This is a genomic window from Streptomyces sp. NPDC050738 (genome assembly GCF_040654175.1).
Taxonomy (GTDB): domain Bacteria; phylum Actinomycetota; class Actinomycetes; order Streptomycetales; family Streptomycetaceae; genus Streptomyces.
Genome location: NZ_JBFAHN010000002.1, coordinates 97028 through 113091 on the forward strand (window position 1 = coordinate 97028; position 16064 = coordinate 113091).

Here is a 16064-nt window from a genome sequence, read left to right on the forward strand (position 1 = left end):
CGCCCTGGATTTCTTGTCACGAAGTGAGCAACCGCGCTCCACCACATGTGTCACACCGGCCACTGGCAGGGAGAACGTCCCGTGGTCCACGGGACGGCCGCGGGCCCGTCCACGCGGCCGTCCGGCAGCGCCCCGGCCAGCGGCTGAGCTGCGACTTCCGAGGGCGACGTAGGGGATCGGTCCGCGCGAGCCCCAGCTCACGGCCGTCACAAGGCACGCCACGAATCGCCGATCTCTGTCCGGGAGTTCGCTCCGGGATTCACCGCGAAATCCGCCTTGACACACGCACATCACAGGAGTCGACTATTGCTCACAAAGGATGTGAAGCGCAGCGGATCACAGGGCTTGCGAAGTGACAATTCAGCAGACGGAGAAGGGAATTCTTGTCACTCGGCAACAAGTCACGAACCGGCCGGCGGCAGGATCGCTATCGAGCCACACACGCCGTGGCCGGATATGTGCCCCATGCATCGCGTCCTGTCACAACTGTGTCCAGGGGCCTCAGGTTGCACTATCTTCAGCAGCTCAAGTCGGTACGCACCTGACGGCCTGATGGGAGCGCTCCTCCCCCTGGCCACCCCCCACCGGGCGCTGAAGAGCAAGGGGTTTGAGTCATGCCGGGAGTTGCGCAACCCTCGGACATCGATGAGCCGCTGGGACCGCTGCCGCAGGAGTTCGCCGCGGTGATGCGACCCGAACTGCCCAGCCTGATCAAGGAGATCGGACTGGAGGTCACCCGCGCATACCCCGAGTACGCACGCCTTCTCCAAGGCCCGTACGGACAGGGCATACGCGTCGGAGTGGAGCAGAGCATCTCCGTCTTCGTCGACCAGGTCGCCGAGCCCACCGCCCCCTCCTCCCTCCGGGACGAGATGTGCCGCCGCTTCGGCCGGTTCGAGGCGTACGAGGGCCGGGACCTGGAGCAGCTCCACGGCGCGTACCGGCTGGGCGCGCGCATCGCCCTGCGCAGGGCGAAGAAGGTGGGCCGGCGCTACAACCTCTCCCCCACCCTGATGCTGACCTTCGCCGACGCCCTGCTGACCTACGTCGACGAGCTCGAATCCCTGTCCCGCGAGGGGTACTTGGAGGTGAAGACCGCCGACGGGGACCACACCGACACCCTGCGCCGACGGCTGCTCCACCTGATCCTCGCCGGCGCGCCCGTACCCCGTACCGCCATCGCCGAACTCTCCGACCAGACCGGATGGGAACTGCCCCGGCGCGCGACGCTGGTCGCCCTGCGCACACCCGCCGGGGTCCCCCAGGTCAATCTGGACAACGATGTCCTGGCCGACCTCGCCGAGCCCATCCCCCACCTGCTCTTTCCCGGCCCCTTCGACGAGCGAAGACGGACGATGCTGGAGGCATCCTTCCCCGGCGTCCACAAAGCGGTCGGCCTCACCGTGCCGCTCGCCAACGCATCGGACTCGCTCCGCTGGGCACGACAGGTCCTGGACCTCATCGAGACCGGGATCATCGACGACGCACCGACGGCCCTCTGCGACGACCACATGGTCACCATGTGGCTGCTGTCGGACCTCCCCCTCCTCAACCAGCTCGCCGAGCGCGAACTGGCCCCGGTCGCCGACCTCACCGACAACCGCCGCGACCGCCTCGTCGAGACGCTCCACGCCTGGCTCGCGACGCGCGGAACCGCCGCCCAGATCGGCACGCACCTGAACGTCCACGCGCAGACGGTCCGCTATCGGATGCGCGCCCTGGAAGACATCTTCGGTGAGCAACTCAGCGATCCTGAACGGCGGTTCACCACCGAGATCGTGTTGCGCGCGATGGAACTCGAGAAGCGGCGCCGCTGAGTGGGCAACGCTCCGGTCGGGGTCGGCAGGGTCGTCTCGCCGGTGCTGGTGGGCCGGGACGCCGAGTTGCGTCGGTTGATCACGGCGGTCGCGCAGTCACCGTCGGTGGCCGTGGTCGAGGGTGAAGCGGGCATCGGCAAGTCCCGCCTCGTCGCCGAGCTGGCGGAGCGGCAGGCGGTGAACGGCCGTCAGGTGCTGACGGGAAGCTGCGACAGGCTGCGCGAGCCGTTTCCGCTCGGCCCTCTCGTCGAGGCGCTGCGCAGCAGTGCGACGCACCTGGCCGGCGCAGTACTGTCGCCGGTCGCCGGGGCGCTCCGGGGCCTGCTGCCCGAGCTGTCCGACGTCCTGCCCGCGGCACCGGAGGCGCTCGGGGACCGCGCCGTCGAACGGCACCGGCTCTTCCGCGGCCTGGTCGAGGTGGTGGGGGCGCTGGGCCCTTTGGTGCTGGTGATCGAGGACCTGCACTGGGCGGATGCGCAGACCGTCGAGTTCCTGACCTACCTTTTGTCGAACCCGCCGGGCGACCTTTCGCTGGTGCTCACCTACCGGGCCGAGGAGACCGAAGCCCAGGTGCGCGCGGTGACGGCCCGGCCCGCTGATTCCGTCACCCGTGAACACATCGTGCTGAAGCCCCTGGACGCGGAGCGCACCCGCGAACTGGCCGCAGTGATCCTGGAGTTGGACGACGTGTCCACCGCCTTCGCCACCCACCTCTGCGAGCGCGCGTCGGGTCTGCCCCTTGCCGTACAGGAACTCCTGGCGCTGCTGCGCGCACGGGGCGGCATCATCCGCTGGGAGGGCGGCTGGGCGCGCCGCACCCTGGATTCCCTCGATGTGCCGACCAGCGTGCGCGATTCGGTGCAGGAGCGCGTCGGTGGGCTGCCGGACGCAGCACGTGCCGTGGCGGAGGCAGCGGCGGTGCTGCAGCACATGCTGCCGATCGACACGCTGGCGGACGTGTCGGGCCTGCCACGGCCGGAGGCTCTCGACGCGGTGGACGAGGTCCTGGTATCAGGGCTGTTCGCCGAGCGCGACGGGCTCGTGGGGTTCCGGCACGTCCTGGCCTCCCAGGCTGTTTTCGACGGTCTGCCTCCGGCCCGCCGCCGGCTCCTGCACACCCGTGCAGCAGCCGCGGTGCAGCATCTGGCCCCGGTCCCGCTGGGGCATCTGGCACACCATCTCCGCCACGCGGGCCGCCCGCAGGAATGGGTGGTGGCGGCAGAGCGCGCTGCGGCTCAGGCCACGGCGCTGGGCGACGACGCCGAGGCCGTACGCCTCCTGGAGGACGTGCTGCGCCATGCCGCACTGGAGCCCGACCGGCGCGCGCAGCTGACGGCCGCGCTCAGTCGGGCGGCTGTACGCGTACTGCGCATGCCCGACATCTCCGACCTCTTCCTCCGTGCCCTTGAAGCCCGTCCCTCGCCTCCGGCCCGTGGCCGGCTCCACTTCGAACTGGGTTCCTACCTCGGCGTCACCGGCGCCGATCCCGCACGCGTACGGAGGGAACTGGCCAAGGCTGTCGAAACCCTGCTGGACGAACCCGAGTTGACCGCAACGGCCATGCTCAACCTCGGCCTGCCGACGGGAGCGGGCATCGGGCTGCCGGAGCACATCGCCTGGCTGGAGCGCGCACTGGACATGCTCCCCGAGGTGGCCGACCAGGACTTCCAGGTCTTCGCACTCGGCAGAGCCGCGCAGGTGTTCGCCGCGGTGGGAGACAGTCGGTGGAGCGCGCTGGCGGCAAGGTTCCGAACCGTCACAGCGGAGCAGCCCCGAAGTCGCCGCGCGGTCAACTCCTTCTATGCCGTGGGCCTGCAGGCCACCAACTCCGGTCATCACACGGCAGGCAGACAGCTGCTCCGCGCGGCCGTCGCGGGCGCTGCGGGATCCGACGCGGTGGGCGAGGACATGGAGCTCCGCTGCAGGGCCGGAATCGTCCTGGCGGACTACTGCGACGGCTCCTGGGCCGGTCTCGACACGGAGATCGCGCTGTTGGAGGACGCGCTCAGGGACCGCGTCAACGACCGGCTGTTCGTGGCGATGGCCCGTGCCTGCCTGCTCCTGCAGAGCGGAGATCTCGACGGTTCCGCGGCCCTCCTGCGCGAGGTCCTGCGCCGCGCGCAGGAGACCGACGCCGTCGACTGCCTGGCCATCCCCGCAACAGCGTTGATCCGGCTGACCGTTGCCCGAGGCGATGCGACGAGCGCGCTGGAGGAGTCGGCGGGCCGGGTCGCCGCCTGGGAGTCCAAGGGGCTGTGGCCGATCGGTGTCCGGGCCGTGCCCGCCCTGGTCGAAGCGCTCCTCGCCGCCGGCAGGGCGACGGACGCCGCCGTACTCGTACGCGGATACGAGGAACGGCTCCGCGGCCTCGACGCCCCTCTGGCCGGGCCCTGCCTGCGTCATGCGCGCGGGCTGCTGGCCGCCGCGCAGGAGCGGTGGGCGCAGGCCGTGGAACACTTCACCGGGGCGGCGAACGGATTCCGGCAGCTGCCCGCGGTCTACGAAACCGCCCAGGCCGAAGAGCAGTTGGCCGTGTGTCTGCTCGCCTCCGGGAAGAGCGGACCGGCCGAGGATGTGCTGTACCGGGCCATTTCCACTTACGGCACGCTGGGTGCCGGCTGGGACCGCGACCGCGCCACCCGGCTCGCCCGCCGGGCCGGTCTGCGCCCGGCTCCCGCGCAGCGGCCGCAGCGGCCTCGGGCCGGCCGCGACCCCGATGCCGTACTGACGAACCGTCAGCAGGAAGTCGCCCGGATGGCAGCGGCGGGGCTGACCAATCGCGAGATCGCCCGCGAGCTCTTCCTCTCTCCCCGTACGGTCGACAAACATCTCAGCGTCGCCCTGCGCAAGTTCGGCGTGCGCTCACGCGTCGAGCTCAGCGGCAAGTTGGCCGACCCCACGGGCGGTTGACGCGAAAGCTGGGTGATCTCACCCATGCCCGCCCCATACCGGTCCGTGCCGTGCGTGATCGACCCTGTGGGCATGCCCGACGACACCACCGCCGCAACGGGCGATCCGCCCGCTTCCCACCCGAACGCCATACCGGATCCCGCCCCGGAGCCGGACGAATCCCCCGTACCGCCAGAGGGGTTCGAGCCGGTCTGACCAAACTCGCTCCCCCGCTCCTGCCACTGGTTTCTTCTCATCCGGCCCGACGAAGGAGAGAACCCCCATGCGGTTACGCAGATCACCCCTCAGACCCCCGCCGGGCTCCGGCACCCCCTCGCGCGGCATCGGCCACCCGGTCTTCGGCCGCTGGGCCGTGGTCGTAGGCTCGGTCGTCCTGACCGGCTCTCTGGCCGCCCCGCCCTCTCAGGCCTCCGACTCCGCACAGCACTCCGCAGCACGCACCGCGCCCGCCACCGCGCGGGCTGCCGAGCCGATCGCCATGAGCGGCCTGGGCTCAGGCCCGCATACGGTCACCCTGGTGACGGGCGACAAGGTGAAGCTCACCGCGGCGGGCGCGGGGAAGTTCACCGTCGAGCCCGATCCGGGCATCCGCTCCGACGGGCACATCCCCTCCCTGCTCACCGAGATCACCCCCCACGGCGTCTACGCGATCCCCGATGATGCCCGCCCTGCGGTAGCTGCCGGGCGGCTGGACCGGGAGCTGTTCAACGTCAAGTACCTTGCGGAGAACGGCTATGCGGACGACGCGGCCAAGCAGCTCCCCGTCATCGTGCAGTACCCGGCGGACCGTACCGCCGCGTCGCTGAAGGCCGCCGCGCAGGCTCTCCCGGCCAGCGAACCCGCAGGAACCTTGAAGAGCATTCATGCCTCCGCGGTGAAGGTGTCCAAAGCCGATGCGGACGTGTTCTGGTCGGCGATCCGCGCCACCCCGAAGAACGCGAAGGATCCGTCCGCATTGGCCATGGGCGAAGTCGCCGGAACGCTGCGCGGCGGAGTCGCCAAAGTGTGGCTGGACCGCAAGGTGAAGGCCACGCTCGATGTCAGTGTGCCGATGATCGGCGCCCCGCAGGCCTGGGCGGGCGGGCACGACGGTACGGGGGTCAAGGTCGCGATCCTGGACACGGGCATCGACGGCACCCACCCGGACCTGACCGGGAAGGTCGTCGCCTCGAAGTCCTTCATCGAAGGCGAGGACACCGTGGACGGCGCCGGACACGGCACCCACGTCGCATCGACCATCACCGGCAGCGGCGCCGGATCCGCCGGAAGGTACAAGGGCGTTGCCCCCGGCGCGAAGCTGATGATCGGCAAGGTGCTGAGCAACTCCGGCTCGGGCGCCGAGTCCGGCGTCATCGAGGGCATGGAGTGGGCCACCGCCAACGGCGCGGACATCGTCAGCATGAGCCTCGGCTCAGGGCCCTCCGACGGAACCGACCCCGTCAGCCAGACGGTCAACGACCTCAGCGCCTCCACCGGCACCCTCTTCGTCATCTCCGCAGGCAACTCCGGAGGCACGGAGACAGTCGAATCCCCCGGCGCCGCCACGTCCGCCCTGACGGTTGCCGCCGTGGACAAGAGCGACCGGCTCGCGGGCTTCTCCAGCCGTGGCCCCCGCCTCGGTGACTACGGCCTGAAGCCCGACATCGCCGCCCCCGGTGTCGACATCGTCGCCGCCCACGCGGCCGGTACCTCCATGGGCACCCCGGTCGACGACCTCTACTCCTCCATGAGCGGTACGTCGATGGCCGCACCGCACGTGGCCGGAGCGGCCGCCATCATCGCCCAGCACCACCCGGACTGGGACGGGCAGCGCATCAAGGCGGCTCTGATGTCCACCACGAAGGACGACGGCTACACCGTCTACGAGCAGGGGGCGGGACGCGTCGACGTGGCCCGCGCGGACAGCCAGCAGGTGTTCGCCACCACCGCGAACCTCGACTTCGCCTCCGTGACCGCAGGCTCGCCGCCTTCGGAGCAGAAGGTGACGTACGCCAACCTCGGTGACCAGCCGGTGACGCTGACCCTGACACCGTCTCTGCGCACCACCACCGGCACCACGGTCGAGGGCAAGCTGCGCCCCGCCGTCACCACGCTCACTGTTCCGGCGTCCGGCACCGCCACCACCACCGTCTCCTTCGATCCCGCAGGGCTGGGATACGGCCGGTACACCGGTGCGCTGGCCGCCAGCGGCGACGGTGTGCGGTTGACGACTCCGGTCGGTGCGGTGAGCGAGCCCCCGACCGTCAAACTGACGGTGCACACCATCGGCCGCGACGGCAGACCGCAGACACCTTCGGGCCAGTCGATCCTCGACATCGGCGGCGAAAAAGGGGACCTCCCCGCTGCCCCCACCGTCGTCGAGGAGGGCACCCTCGTCACCCGCGTGCCGGTGGGCACGCTCAGCGTGACCCAGCTGATGGCCTGGCGGGACGACGACGACCGGAGCAACTCCGCCTGGTTGATCAACCCCGAGGTGACCGTCACCGGCGACACCGAGATCACCCTGGACGCCCGTAAGGCCGGCCAGGTCCGCTTCTCCACACCGCGCCCCGCACAGCCCCTCAACAACAACTATCAGGTCGTCGTCCAGCGGCAGGCCGCCAACGGCGCCATGTACGGGTACCAGGGCGGCGCCCTCGAACCGGTCGGCGCATGGGAGAAGTTGTGGGCCCTGCCGACCGCGCCGGTGTCCAAGGGCACGTTCCGCTTCACCTCCCAGTGGACACTCGGCCAGTCCGAGACCGCCATGAGCGTCCGCACACCGGGCAGGAGCACCGCCCTGAACGTCGTGTCGTCCCTGCACGACGGGACCACGCAGGACGGTCACCCGGACTGGCGCGCCTTCTCCGGCACCAGGGACCTGCGGGTCGTGGACGTGGGCCTCGGCCGGGACGAGGACCTTGCGGGTCTCGACCTGAAGGGCAGACTCGTCCTGATGGAGGCGGATCTCGCAGCAGGAGTGTTCGGCCCGGCCTGCGGAGTCCGGATCGAGCGGATCGGCGCCGTCCGTGACGCCGGGGCCGCGGGCCTGGTGGTCTTCCCGTCGGCGGACTCCAACTGCACCGTTCCGATGCCCGTCGCACAGGAGCCCTTCACGGGCGAACTGAAGCCCCTGGGGCTGCCGAACGTCTTTCTCTCGCATCGTGAGGGACTGCAACTGCGCGCGAGGACCGGTCACGCCCCGGTCACCGTCAGGGTCGCCGCGACGCCGGAGACCCCGTACGACTACGTCCTCAAGCAGTACGCGGAGAAGCGCATCCCCAGCTCGCTGCACTCCACGTACACCGACAGGCAACTCGCCCGGATCGACCAGGACTTCCACTCCTCGGACCCGCGCGTGTTCGACGACTACCGGTACGTCTGGAAGACGGACGACATCATCCCGACGGTGACCTCGCTCGCCTACGGCTCGTCCGCCGCCTTCACCGGACCACGCAGCCGTACGGAGTGGGTCGCCCTCGATCCCGCAGTCCTGCAGGAGCACTTCGTCCACCGGCGGAACGCGGACGGCTCGGGTTCCTTCCAGGGCCAGCACTACCGCACCGAGCTCTACGACAAGCCCGTCCGCACCCGGCAGCAGTGGTTCGCCGAACCCAGCACCCCCGGCGCCGAAACCGCCGCGGAGAAGGTCTACAAGCTCCCTCACCCCGGGGCGATCAGATACGACCAGCCAGGCCCGTACTGTGCGCTCTGCATCCAGGGCAACCAGCTGACGGCCGTCTTCTCCGAAGTCAGCGGCCCCGGGAGCGACCGCGAAGGCGGTGGCGGCTTCTGGCGGAGCGGTGCGGTCTACACCTCCAGGTACGACCTCCATCTCTACCGGGACGGAAAGGAAATCCCCCGCAGAGTCAACCCGGAGCCGCTGCTCGCCTCCTTCCCCTCCTACGACCTGCCCGACGGACCGGCCACCTACCGGCTCACCGCGAAGGACGAACGGAACGACACCGCCTGGACCTTCGCCGCACCGCCGGGAACGGAACACGTACAGCCTGGGTTCCAATGCGCGTCCTGGGTCGCCCAAGGCGTCGGCGAGCGATGCCGACCCGCCCCCGCGGTGTTCGTGAGTTACGACCTCGGCGCCGGCCTGTCCATGCACAACACCGTCGCCGCGGGCCGCACTCACCGCTTCACCGTGGACGCTTACCATTCCCCGTCGGCCGCCGCGATGCCCGCGATCGCCGGGCTGAAGCTGTGGGCCAGCACCGACGACGGCAAGACCTTCAGGTCCGTGCCGGTCAAGCGCAACCACGACGGCACCTACACCGCGGCCACCACCTATCCCGCCTACCGTGACACCACAGGAGCTGTGACCCTCAAGGCCCAGGCATGGGACAGGGACGGCAACTCCGTTGTCCAGACCACGACCCGTGCGTTCGCACTGCGCCGATAGCTCTCCACGGCACAGGCTGTCCCCGCCCACCCCGGCAGCTGCCGGGGTGGGCGGAGTGGCTCTTGCCCGTACCCGCGTCCACCCATAATCTGACTCCAGAGTAAGATTACTCCAGAGTAAGGAAGCAGCTGTGGCAGACCACTCCATCGACGACCTGGCCGCCCTGGACTTCTCCTCGGTGTCCCCGCAGGAGTTCGCGAAGATCGTCAAGGGCCTTTCGGCGCAGCAGATCAAGGAGATCGCCCACGGCGAGCTGCGTACGCGCGTCCTGTCGGAGATCTTCGGCCGGATGGAGCGTCAGTTCCGACCGGAGGCCGCCGGGTCACTGAACGCCGTGATCCGCTGGAAGATCACGGGCGAGACGGACGCGGTCTACGAGACGTCGATCGCGGACGGCACCTGCACGGTCACGGAGGGCCGCTCGGAGACGGAGCCGCGCGTGACGCTGGTGATGGCCGACGCGGACTTCCTCAAGCTGGTCTCGGGCAACGGCAACCCCGTGACGATGTTCATGCTGCGCAAGCTCAAGATCGTCGGCGATGTGGGCCTGGCATCGGGCCTCACCCGCTACTTCGACATCCCCAAGGCCTGAGGACGGACACCAGAGATGAGCGGCTTCTCCCTCGAACTCACCGAGGAACAGCGGGACTTGAAGGACTGGGTCCACGGCTTCGCGGCCGACGTGGTGCGCCCGGCGGCGGCCGAGTGGGACGAACGCGAGGAAACACCCTGGCCCGTCATCCAGGAAGCGGCCAAGATCGGCCTGTACGGATTCGAGTCCCTCGCCGACATGTACGGCGACCCGAGCGGACTCTCCCTGCAGATCGCCAACGAGGAGCTCTTCTGGGGCGACGCGGGCATCGGCATGGCCCTCTTCGGCACCTCCCTCGCGGTCGCCGGGATCTTCTCCTCGGGCACACCCGACCAGCTGGCGGAGTGGGTCCCCCAGTGCTTCGGCGACGAGAGCGACCCGAAACTGGCGGCCTTCTGCGTCTCCGAACCCCAGGCGGGCTCGGACGTCTCGTCCCTGCGTACGCGCGCACGCTACGACGAGGCGAAGGACGAGTGGGTGATCAACGGCCAGAAGGCCTGGATCACCAACGGAGGCATAGCCAACATCCATGTGGTCGTCGCCTCGGTCGACCCCGGACTGGGCGCGCGCGGCCAGGCGGCCTTCATCGTCCCGCCGGGCACCCCGGGCCTGGCCGGCAACCGCAAGATCAAAAAGCTCGGCCTGCGCGCCTCGCACACGGCGGACGTGTTCCTGGACGAGGTCCGGGTCCCCGGCCACTGCCTGCTGGGCGGAAAGGAGAAGCTGGACCGCCGCCTGGCCAGGGCACGTGAGGGTGGCCGTGCGAAGGGCCAGGCCGCGATGTCCACGTTCGAGGTCAGCCGTCCGACGGTGGGTGCGCAGGCGCTGGGCATCGCGAGGGCCGCGTACGAATACGCCCTGGACTACGCGGGCGAGCGCGAGGCCTTCGGCCGCCCCATCATCGAGAACCAGTCGATCGCCTTCGCCCTGGCGGACATCCGTACGGAGATCGAGTCGGTACGGCTGCTGATCTGGCAGGCGGCCTGGATGGCCCGTAACGACAAGACCTTCGACGCGGGGCAGGGCTCCATGTCCAAGCTCCGCGCGGGCGAACTGGCGGTCTCCGCAACGGAGAAGGCGATCCAGATCCTGGGCGGCGCGGGCTACAGCCGGGAACACCCGGTGGAGCGGATGTACCGCGACGCGAAGATCTACACGATCTTCGAGGGCACCAGCGAGATCCAGCGCCTGGTCATCGCGCGGGCGATCTCGGGCCGCCATATCCGCTGAGCAGTACGGTGCGCAGGAGCCTCGCGGTGCCGCCGAGGTGGACCACTGGACCCATGCTGCCGGGACGCGCGGTCGCGGTGATGGTGGCGGGGCTGCCGAGCGAGTCACCCATGTCCACGGCGATACGCGTCCTGCCCCGCCCGGCCAGATGGGCGGCGAGGCAGGCCGTGCTGTTGGCGTTGGCGATGTCCTCGGGGACTCCGATCGAGGGGGCGAACATCCGGGCGGCGGCACGACCGCTGGAATCCGGGACGGAGTGGACGTAGCAGCCGAGGAGCCCGAGCCGGTCACAGGCCGCACGGAGGAGTCCGAAGTCCGGGGTGAGAGAGGCCAGTTCGTGCCTGGTGGCGAGGGGAACGAGCAGACGCGGGCGCCCCACGGACGCGATGGCGAGGCCGGGTTGCGGGCGGCGCCCGGCGACACCCAAGGCGGCCAGGACATCCGCGCACTCGGTCTCCGTGGGCGTGCGCACGCCCACGGGACCAGGCGCGAAGGCGGCGTTCGCCTCTTCCCCGTCCCACGAGGACCAGCCCTCGAAGACGCGCCCCGCGGCGTGCAGCGCGGTCCGGAACTCCTCGCCACCGGCCCGTGCGGCGAGGAAGGCCAGGGCGGCGACGGTCCCGTGGCCACAGGCCGGCAGTTCGCCCTCGGACGTGAAGAAGCGCAGGGAGCCGGACGGGGAGACGTAGACCGCGTGCGATGTCCCCGCCAGAACCGGCACGGCGCGCCGCTGTTCGTCACTGAGCGGCGTCTCGTCCAGCACCGCCGTCGGGCTCCCACCACCGCCGTCCCGCAGGCAGGCGCCCACGATCGTTGCGGGAAGTCCCGGTGCCGGTGCGCTCATACATGGCCAACCGTTCACGCGACGGGCAGGTCCAGGGTGTCGCCGGGGGCGAGCACCCGGGTGGGCACGCCCAGTTTGTCGCACGCGGTGGTGAAGGTGCCCGCCGGGTCGTCGACCTGTTCGTACACCCCTATCGCGTGCAAGGTGTCGTAGTGGATGGGCACCGCGAGCCGCGCGCCCAGGAGTTGTGCGGCAGCGGCCGCTTGTGCGGGGTCCAGGTCCACGGGGTACGGGCTCGCCGGGCGCAGGTACGGGAGGGTGCACACCGCGCCGTTGACCGGGAGGAACACCGCGTCGAACGGGCCCAGGCGCTGGGCGATCTGCCACCAGTGACCGTGGAAGAGCGTGTCGCCGCAGTGCAGGATCCGGCGGCCCTCCGCCTCGACGACCCAGGACACCTGTGGGGCCCCGAGACCATCGACGGCGGGGACGGCGGTCGCGGTGAAGGGACCCGCGCCGACGCTCTGCCACGGCTCCACGATCCGTGTGGGCACCTTGTGTTCGGCCAGTCCCGCCTCGGCCGCGGCGGTGTCGATCGTCTCGCGCGCCGTGCCCTGCGCGGGGGCCGGGCGCAGCAGCAGCGCGTCCGGGGCGAGGGCCGCGACGACGGTGGCCGCGTCGGTGTGGTCCTCGTGCAGGTGGGTCACCAGGGCCAGGTCGACCGCGCCCGACGGAGGGAGCAGTTCGGTGCGCAACGGGCCCATGAACGTGGTCAGTTGAGGCATCTCGGTGACGGCGTCGATGACGGCGCGCTTCCCCGCCGCCTCGATCTCGATTCCCGCCCAGCCCAGCCTTCGTATCCGCATGACGTCGTCTCCCACGTGTCCCGTCGGTCGGTGCCCGGTCCGGCACAGCGGCGAATTTAGCGTACGACCGTACGGAAGTCACTAGCGCACGGTCGTTTGCTAAAATCCGGGGATGCCGAGACGCTCCGCCGCAGAAGCCCGTGAAACCCGGGCGAGGATCCTCCGCCGCGCCGTGGAGCTCGCCGCACTCGACGGCCTGGAAGGCGTCACCATCGGACGCCTCGCCGATGACCTGAGCATGAGCAAGGCAGGCGTGTACGGGCACTTCGGTTCCAAGGAGGCCCTGCAACTGGCCACGTTCGCCCTCGCGATCGAGCAGTTCCAGGAGCTGGTGACTTCAAAGGCCGACGGGACGACGGCGGGCGTCGAGCGACTGCGCCGGCTGTGCGACGCCTGGGTCGACTACCTCGCGGCAGGGGGGATCGCCGAAGGCGGGTGCTTCCTCACCGCCGCGGCCACGGAGTTCGACAACCGCCCGGGACCGGTGCGCGACGCCGTCGCACAGGCCGGCGAACGCTGGCTCTCCTACCTCGGGCATCTCGCCGCAGCCGCGGTCGAGGCCGGGGAGCTCCCGTCCGACACCGATCCGGCTCAGATCGCCTTCGAGCTCAACGGCATCGCCATGTCCGCCAACCAGGCCATCCAGCTCCAGCGCGACACGTCCGCACCCCGGCGCGCCCGCCGCGCCATGCACCGCACGGTCGGCGGGTCATGACGCAGGCGCCGTACCGCAGTTGGACGCTCACGAGGGCGACAACCCGTCGCGGGCCAGCCGCTTCTCCTCGCGTCGCTGGGCCCTGCGGCGCAGGAAGCGGCGGATCTGCCGTATCAGGAAGAACACCATGATCAGGCCGAGGACGAGCAGCACCGCCGCGATGGTCGCGGCCGCCTTCGGATAGAACATCGCGAACGTCACGATGCCGGCGACCCCGAGGTCCTCGGCGGTGCTCATCACGACGTTCGAGAACGGCTCGGGCGACGTGTTGATCGCCATCCGGGTCCCGGCCTTGACGGCGTGGCTGGCCAACGCCGTGGAACCACCGACCGCACCCGCCGCCAGATCGGACAGCGATCCGCTCTGCCCGGCGAGCAGCGCCCCGACAACCGCCCCCGACACCGGCCGGATCACGGTGTGCACCGTGTCCCAGACCGAGTCCACGTACGGGATCTTGTCGGCGACGGCCTCGCACATGAAGAGCACGGCGGCCACGATCAGGACGTCGGGGCGCTCCAGCGACGCGGGGACCTCGTCGGTCACGCCGGTCGCGCCGAAGATGCCGAGCAGCAGGACCACCGCGTAGGCGTTGATCCCGCTCGCCCAGCCGCTGGTGAAGACCAGAGGGAGTACGGACACGGGCAGGATCGTACCTTCGGAGCGCGGAGGCGAGCGTGCCGCGACCCGCCAGTTCGAGCATGTGTTCTATTTATTCGCTAGGGTGGAGCCATGCTCCAGGGATCCCTCTTCGACCAGACCGAGGAGACCGCGCTCGGCGGTCTCGCCGGGGTGACGCGGACCGCGCTCGGCGCCGGGGCCTGGATCGACGTACTGCCGGGCTGGCTGCGCGGGGCCGACGCGCTGTTCGAGCAGCTGGCCGGGGATGTTCCCTGGCAGGCCGAGCGGCGGCAGATGTACGAGCGCGTCGTCGACGTACCCCGGCTGCTGAAGTACTACGGGGAGGGCGAGCCACTGCCGCACCCCGTGCTCGACGCGGCCCGCGACGCCCTGTCCGCGCACTACGCCGACGAGCTCGGGGAGCCGTTCGCCACGGCAGGACTCTGCTTCTACCGGGACGGGCGCGACAGCGTCGCCTGGCACGGGGACCGGATCGGGCGCGGGGCGCGCGAGGACACCATGGTCGCCATCGTGTCGGTCGGGGCGCCCCGCGATCTGGTGCTGCGGCCCGTAGGCGGTGGACCGACCCTGCGCCGCGGACTCGGGCACGGCGATCTCATCGTGATGGGCGGTTCCTGCCAGCGGACCTGGGAGCACGCCATCCCCAAGTCCGCGCGGGCGACCGGGCCGCGGATCAGCATCCAGTTCCGGCCTCACGGGGTGCGCTGAGTCACGGCAGTCGATCTGTGACCACCGCAGGTGCACCACCGTGGCGGCGGTGCATCTGCGGCTCCACGGCTAGCTCAGATGCCGGGTGAAGAACTGGTCCGCGACGTCACCCGCGAACTGCGGGACCCCGGTGTGTCCGCCCATGTTGGCGTGCAGGGACTTCTCCTTGGAGCCGAAGGCGTCGAACAGGCCCAGGGCCGCCTGCCGGTCGTTCCCTTCGTCGTCCCACTGCAGCAGGACGTGCAGCGGAATGGCGACCTGGCGGGCCTCATCGAACATCACGCGGGGCACGAAGCTCCCCGCGAACAGCACAGCGGCCGCGATGCGCGGCTCGACCCTCGCCAGCCGGACTCCGATGGAGATGACTCCCCCCGAATATCCGACCGGGCCACCGATCTCGGGCAGCGCGAGCAGGGCGTCGAGAGTCGCCTGCCATTCCGGGACCGCCTTGTCGACCAGCGGGAGGACGAGGGCGTCGACGATCTCGTCGCCGACCGGCTCGCCTGCCTCCAGCGCTCGGCGCAGGTCGGCGCGGGCCTGGTCGACGACGGGCATACGGGGCCGGTCACCGCTTCCGGGGAGCTCGATGGTGGCCGAGGCGTATCCCGACGCCGCGGCGTGCCGGGCTCGGTCCGCCAGCCGGGGGTGCATCCTGCGCAATCCGAGGGGAGGAAGGCCGAGGAGGATCAGCGGCACCGGTGCGGAGGCGGATGCGGACGCGGGCATCCACAGGATGCCGGGGATCTCGCCGAGGGCGAATTCGCGCTCGACGACGCCGTCGTCGAGACGTTGTTCAGAAGTGAAATGCATGGTCGTGCCTTTCGGGAGGGCTCGGAAACGGCGCTCCCGGACGACCTATCGCCCGACCATGACCCCAGAGGAGAGCACCCACGTGAATACGTTCACGGGTACCACCTCCTCGTTCTCTCGCACGGCCACCGGCAGGCTAGCAGACCGGCTCTCAGGGCTCGAAGGTCAGCGTCTCCCAGTCCTCCTGGGTGAGCATCACCTGGAGATGGGTCGCGGTCAGGATCGTGATGGGCTGCTCCCTGATCACGTCGAACGACGCACCCGGCCTGATGCCGTAGGTCTCGAACCTCTGATGCCTGTTCGGGTCGTCGGTGGACACCGCTCCGACGGTGTAGCGGCCCTCGACGGGAGGTGTGCCGCGCGTCATGCCGCCTCGTACCGGTGCGCCCGCCCGCCGCGCCACTCCACCCATGCCCGGTCGTCCAGGACCATCTCGGCGTCCTCGATGCCGGCCCGCCGCAGAAACTCGGTGACGTCCCGGTCGGAGTGGGCGAGACCGAGGATCTGCCCCTGGGCAGTGATCCGGCGGCCGCCGGACGGGCTGGGCGGGTGAACGACTATCGGCGCACTCATAACTCCAGACTGCGACGCCCCGCCGGGTCC

The 16064-nt window shown here is 70.2% G+C and carries 14 protein-coding genes; 8 read left to right on the plus strand and 6 right to left on the minus strand.

All coding sequences use genetic code 11. The features are described from left to right. Positions 1-614: 614 nt before the first annotated feature. From AB0H78_RS04740 to AB0H78_RS04765, 6 genes are all read left to right on the plus strand, one after another. Positions 615-1817 carry a helix-turn-helix domain-containing protein gene (locus AB0H78_RS04740; protein WP_363232789.1) on the plus strand — a complete coding sequence of 401 codons (1203 nt, stop codon included), beginning with the start codon at positions 615-617 and terminating at the stop codon, positions 1815-1817. Further along, on the plus strand, positions 1818-4727 hold the full coding sequence (locus AB0H78_RS04745; protein WP_363232790.1) for an AAA family ATPase: 2910 nt from the start codon (positions 1818-1820) through the stop codon (positions 4725-4727). A gap of 72 nt (positions 4728-4799) precedes the next feature. Next, positions 4800-4922 (plus strand): hypothetical protein, encoded by a 123-nt coding sequence (locus AB0H78_RS04750; protein ID WP_363232791.1) that lies wholly within the window; start codon positions 4800-4802, stop codon positions 4920-4922. Between the two features lie 67 nt (positions 4923-4989). Then, positions 4990-9117: a S8 family serine peptidase gene (locus AB0H78_RS04755; RefSeq protein WP_363232792.1), complete on the plus strand. Its 4128-nt coding sequence runs from the start codon at positions 4990-4992 to the stop codon at positions 9115-9117. A gap of 130 nt (positions 9118-9247) precedes the next feature. After that, positions 9248-9709 (plus strand): SCP2 sterol-binding domain-containing protein, encoded by a 462-nt coding sequence (locus AB0H78_RS04760; RefSeq protein WP_363232793.1) that lies wholly within the window; start codon positions 9248-9250, stop codon positions 9707-9709. A 15-nt stretch (positions 9710-9724) separates the two neighbouring features. After that, positions 9725-10939 carry an acyl-CoA dehydrogenase family protein gene (locus AB0H78_RS04765; RefSeq protein ID WP_363232794.1) on the plus strand — a complete coding sequence of 405 codons (1215 nt, stop codon included), beginning with the start codon at positions 9725-9727 and terminating at the stop codon, positions 10937-10939. On the opposite strand, the gene AB0H78_RS04770 is transcribed toward AB0H78_RS04765, so the two are convergent. Together AB0H78_RS04770 and AB0H78_RS04775 are read right to left on the minus strand one after the other, a co-directional pair. Then, complete coding sequence (locus AB0H78_RS04770; protein ID WP_363232795.1) at positions 10902-11783, minus strand: PhzF family phenazine biosynthesis protein; 882 nt, start codon at positions 11781-11783, stop codon at positions 10902-10904. The two genes, AB0H78_RS04765 and AB0H78_RS04770, sit on opposite strands and share 38 nt — an antisense overlap. 14 nt (positions 11784-11797) lie before the next feature. Further along, complete coding sequence (locus AB0H78_RS04775) at positions 11798-12589, minus strand: MBL fold metallo-hydrolase (protein ID WP_363232796.1); 792 nt, start codon at positions 12587-12589, stop codon at positions 11798-11800. A 112-nt stretch (positions 12590-12701) separates the two neighbouring features. Between AB0H78_RS04775 and AB0H78_RS04780 the strand changes: the two genes are divergently transcribed. Next, positions 12702-13304, plus strand: a complete 603-nt coding sequence (locus AB0H78_RS04780) for a TetR/AcrR family transcriptional regulator (protein ID WP_363232797.1) — start codon at positions 12702-12704, stop codon at positions 13302-13304. A gap of 27 nt (positions 13305-13331) precedes the next feature. On the opposite strand, the gene AB0H78_RS04785 is transcribed toward AB0H78_RS04780, so the two are convergent. After that, positions 13332-13943: a DUF4126 domain-containing protein gene (locus tag AB0H78_RS04785; protein ID WP_363232798.1), complete on the minus strand. Its 612-nt coding sequence runs from the start codon at positions 13941-13943 to the stop codon at positions 13332-13334. Between the two features lie 90 nt (positions 13944-14033). Here AB0H78_RS04785 and AB0H78_RS04790 point away from each other — a divergent pair, with 90 nt between their 5' ends. Then, complete coding sequence (locus AB0H78_RS04790) at positions 14034-14651, plus strand: alpha-ketoglutarate-dependent dioxygenase AlkB (protein ID WP_363232799.1); 618 nt, start codon at positions 14034-14036, stop codon at positions 14649-14651. 69 nt (positions 14652-14720) lie between these two features. On the opposite strand, the gene AB0H78_RS04795 is transcribed toward AB0H78_RS04790, so the two are convergent. The 3 genes from AB0H78_RS04795 to AB0H78_RS04805 form a co-directional block, all read right to left on the minus strand. Beyond that, the gene (locus AB0H78_RS04795) at positions 14721-15461 is read right to left on the minus strand and encodes an alpha/beta hydrolase (protein ID WP_363232800.1); all 741 of its coding nucleotides are present in this window, start codon (positions 15459-15461) and stop codon (positions 14721-14723) included. Positions 15462-15612: 151 nt separating this feature from the next. Next, complete coding sequence (locus AB0H78_RS04800) at positions 15613-15828, minus strand: ferrous iron transport protein A (RefSeq protein WP_363232801.1); 216 nt, start codon at positions 15826-15828, stop codon at positions 15613-15615. Further along, positions 15825-16034: a hypothetical protein gene (locus tag AB0H78_RS04805; protein WP_363232802.1), complete on the minus strand. Its 210-nt coding sequence runs from the start codon at positions 16032-16034 to the stop codon at positions 15825-15827. The genes AB0H78_RS04800 and AB0H78_RS04805 overlap by 4 nt, the downstream gene beginning before the upstream one ends. Positions 16035-16064 lie beyond the last annotated feature (30 nt).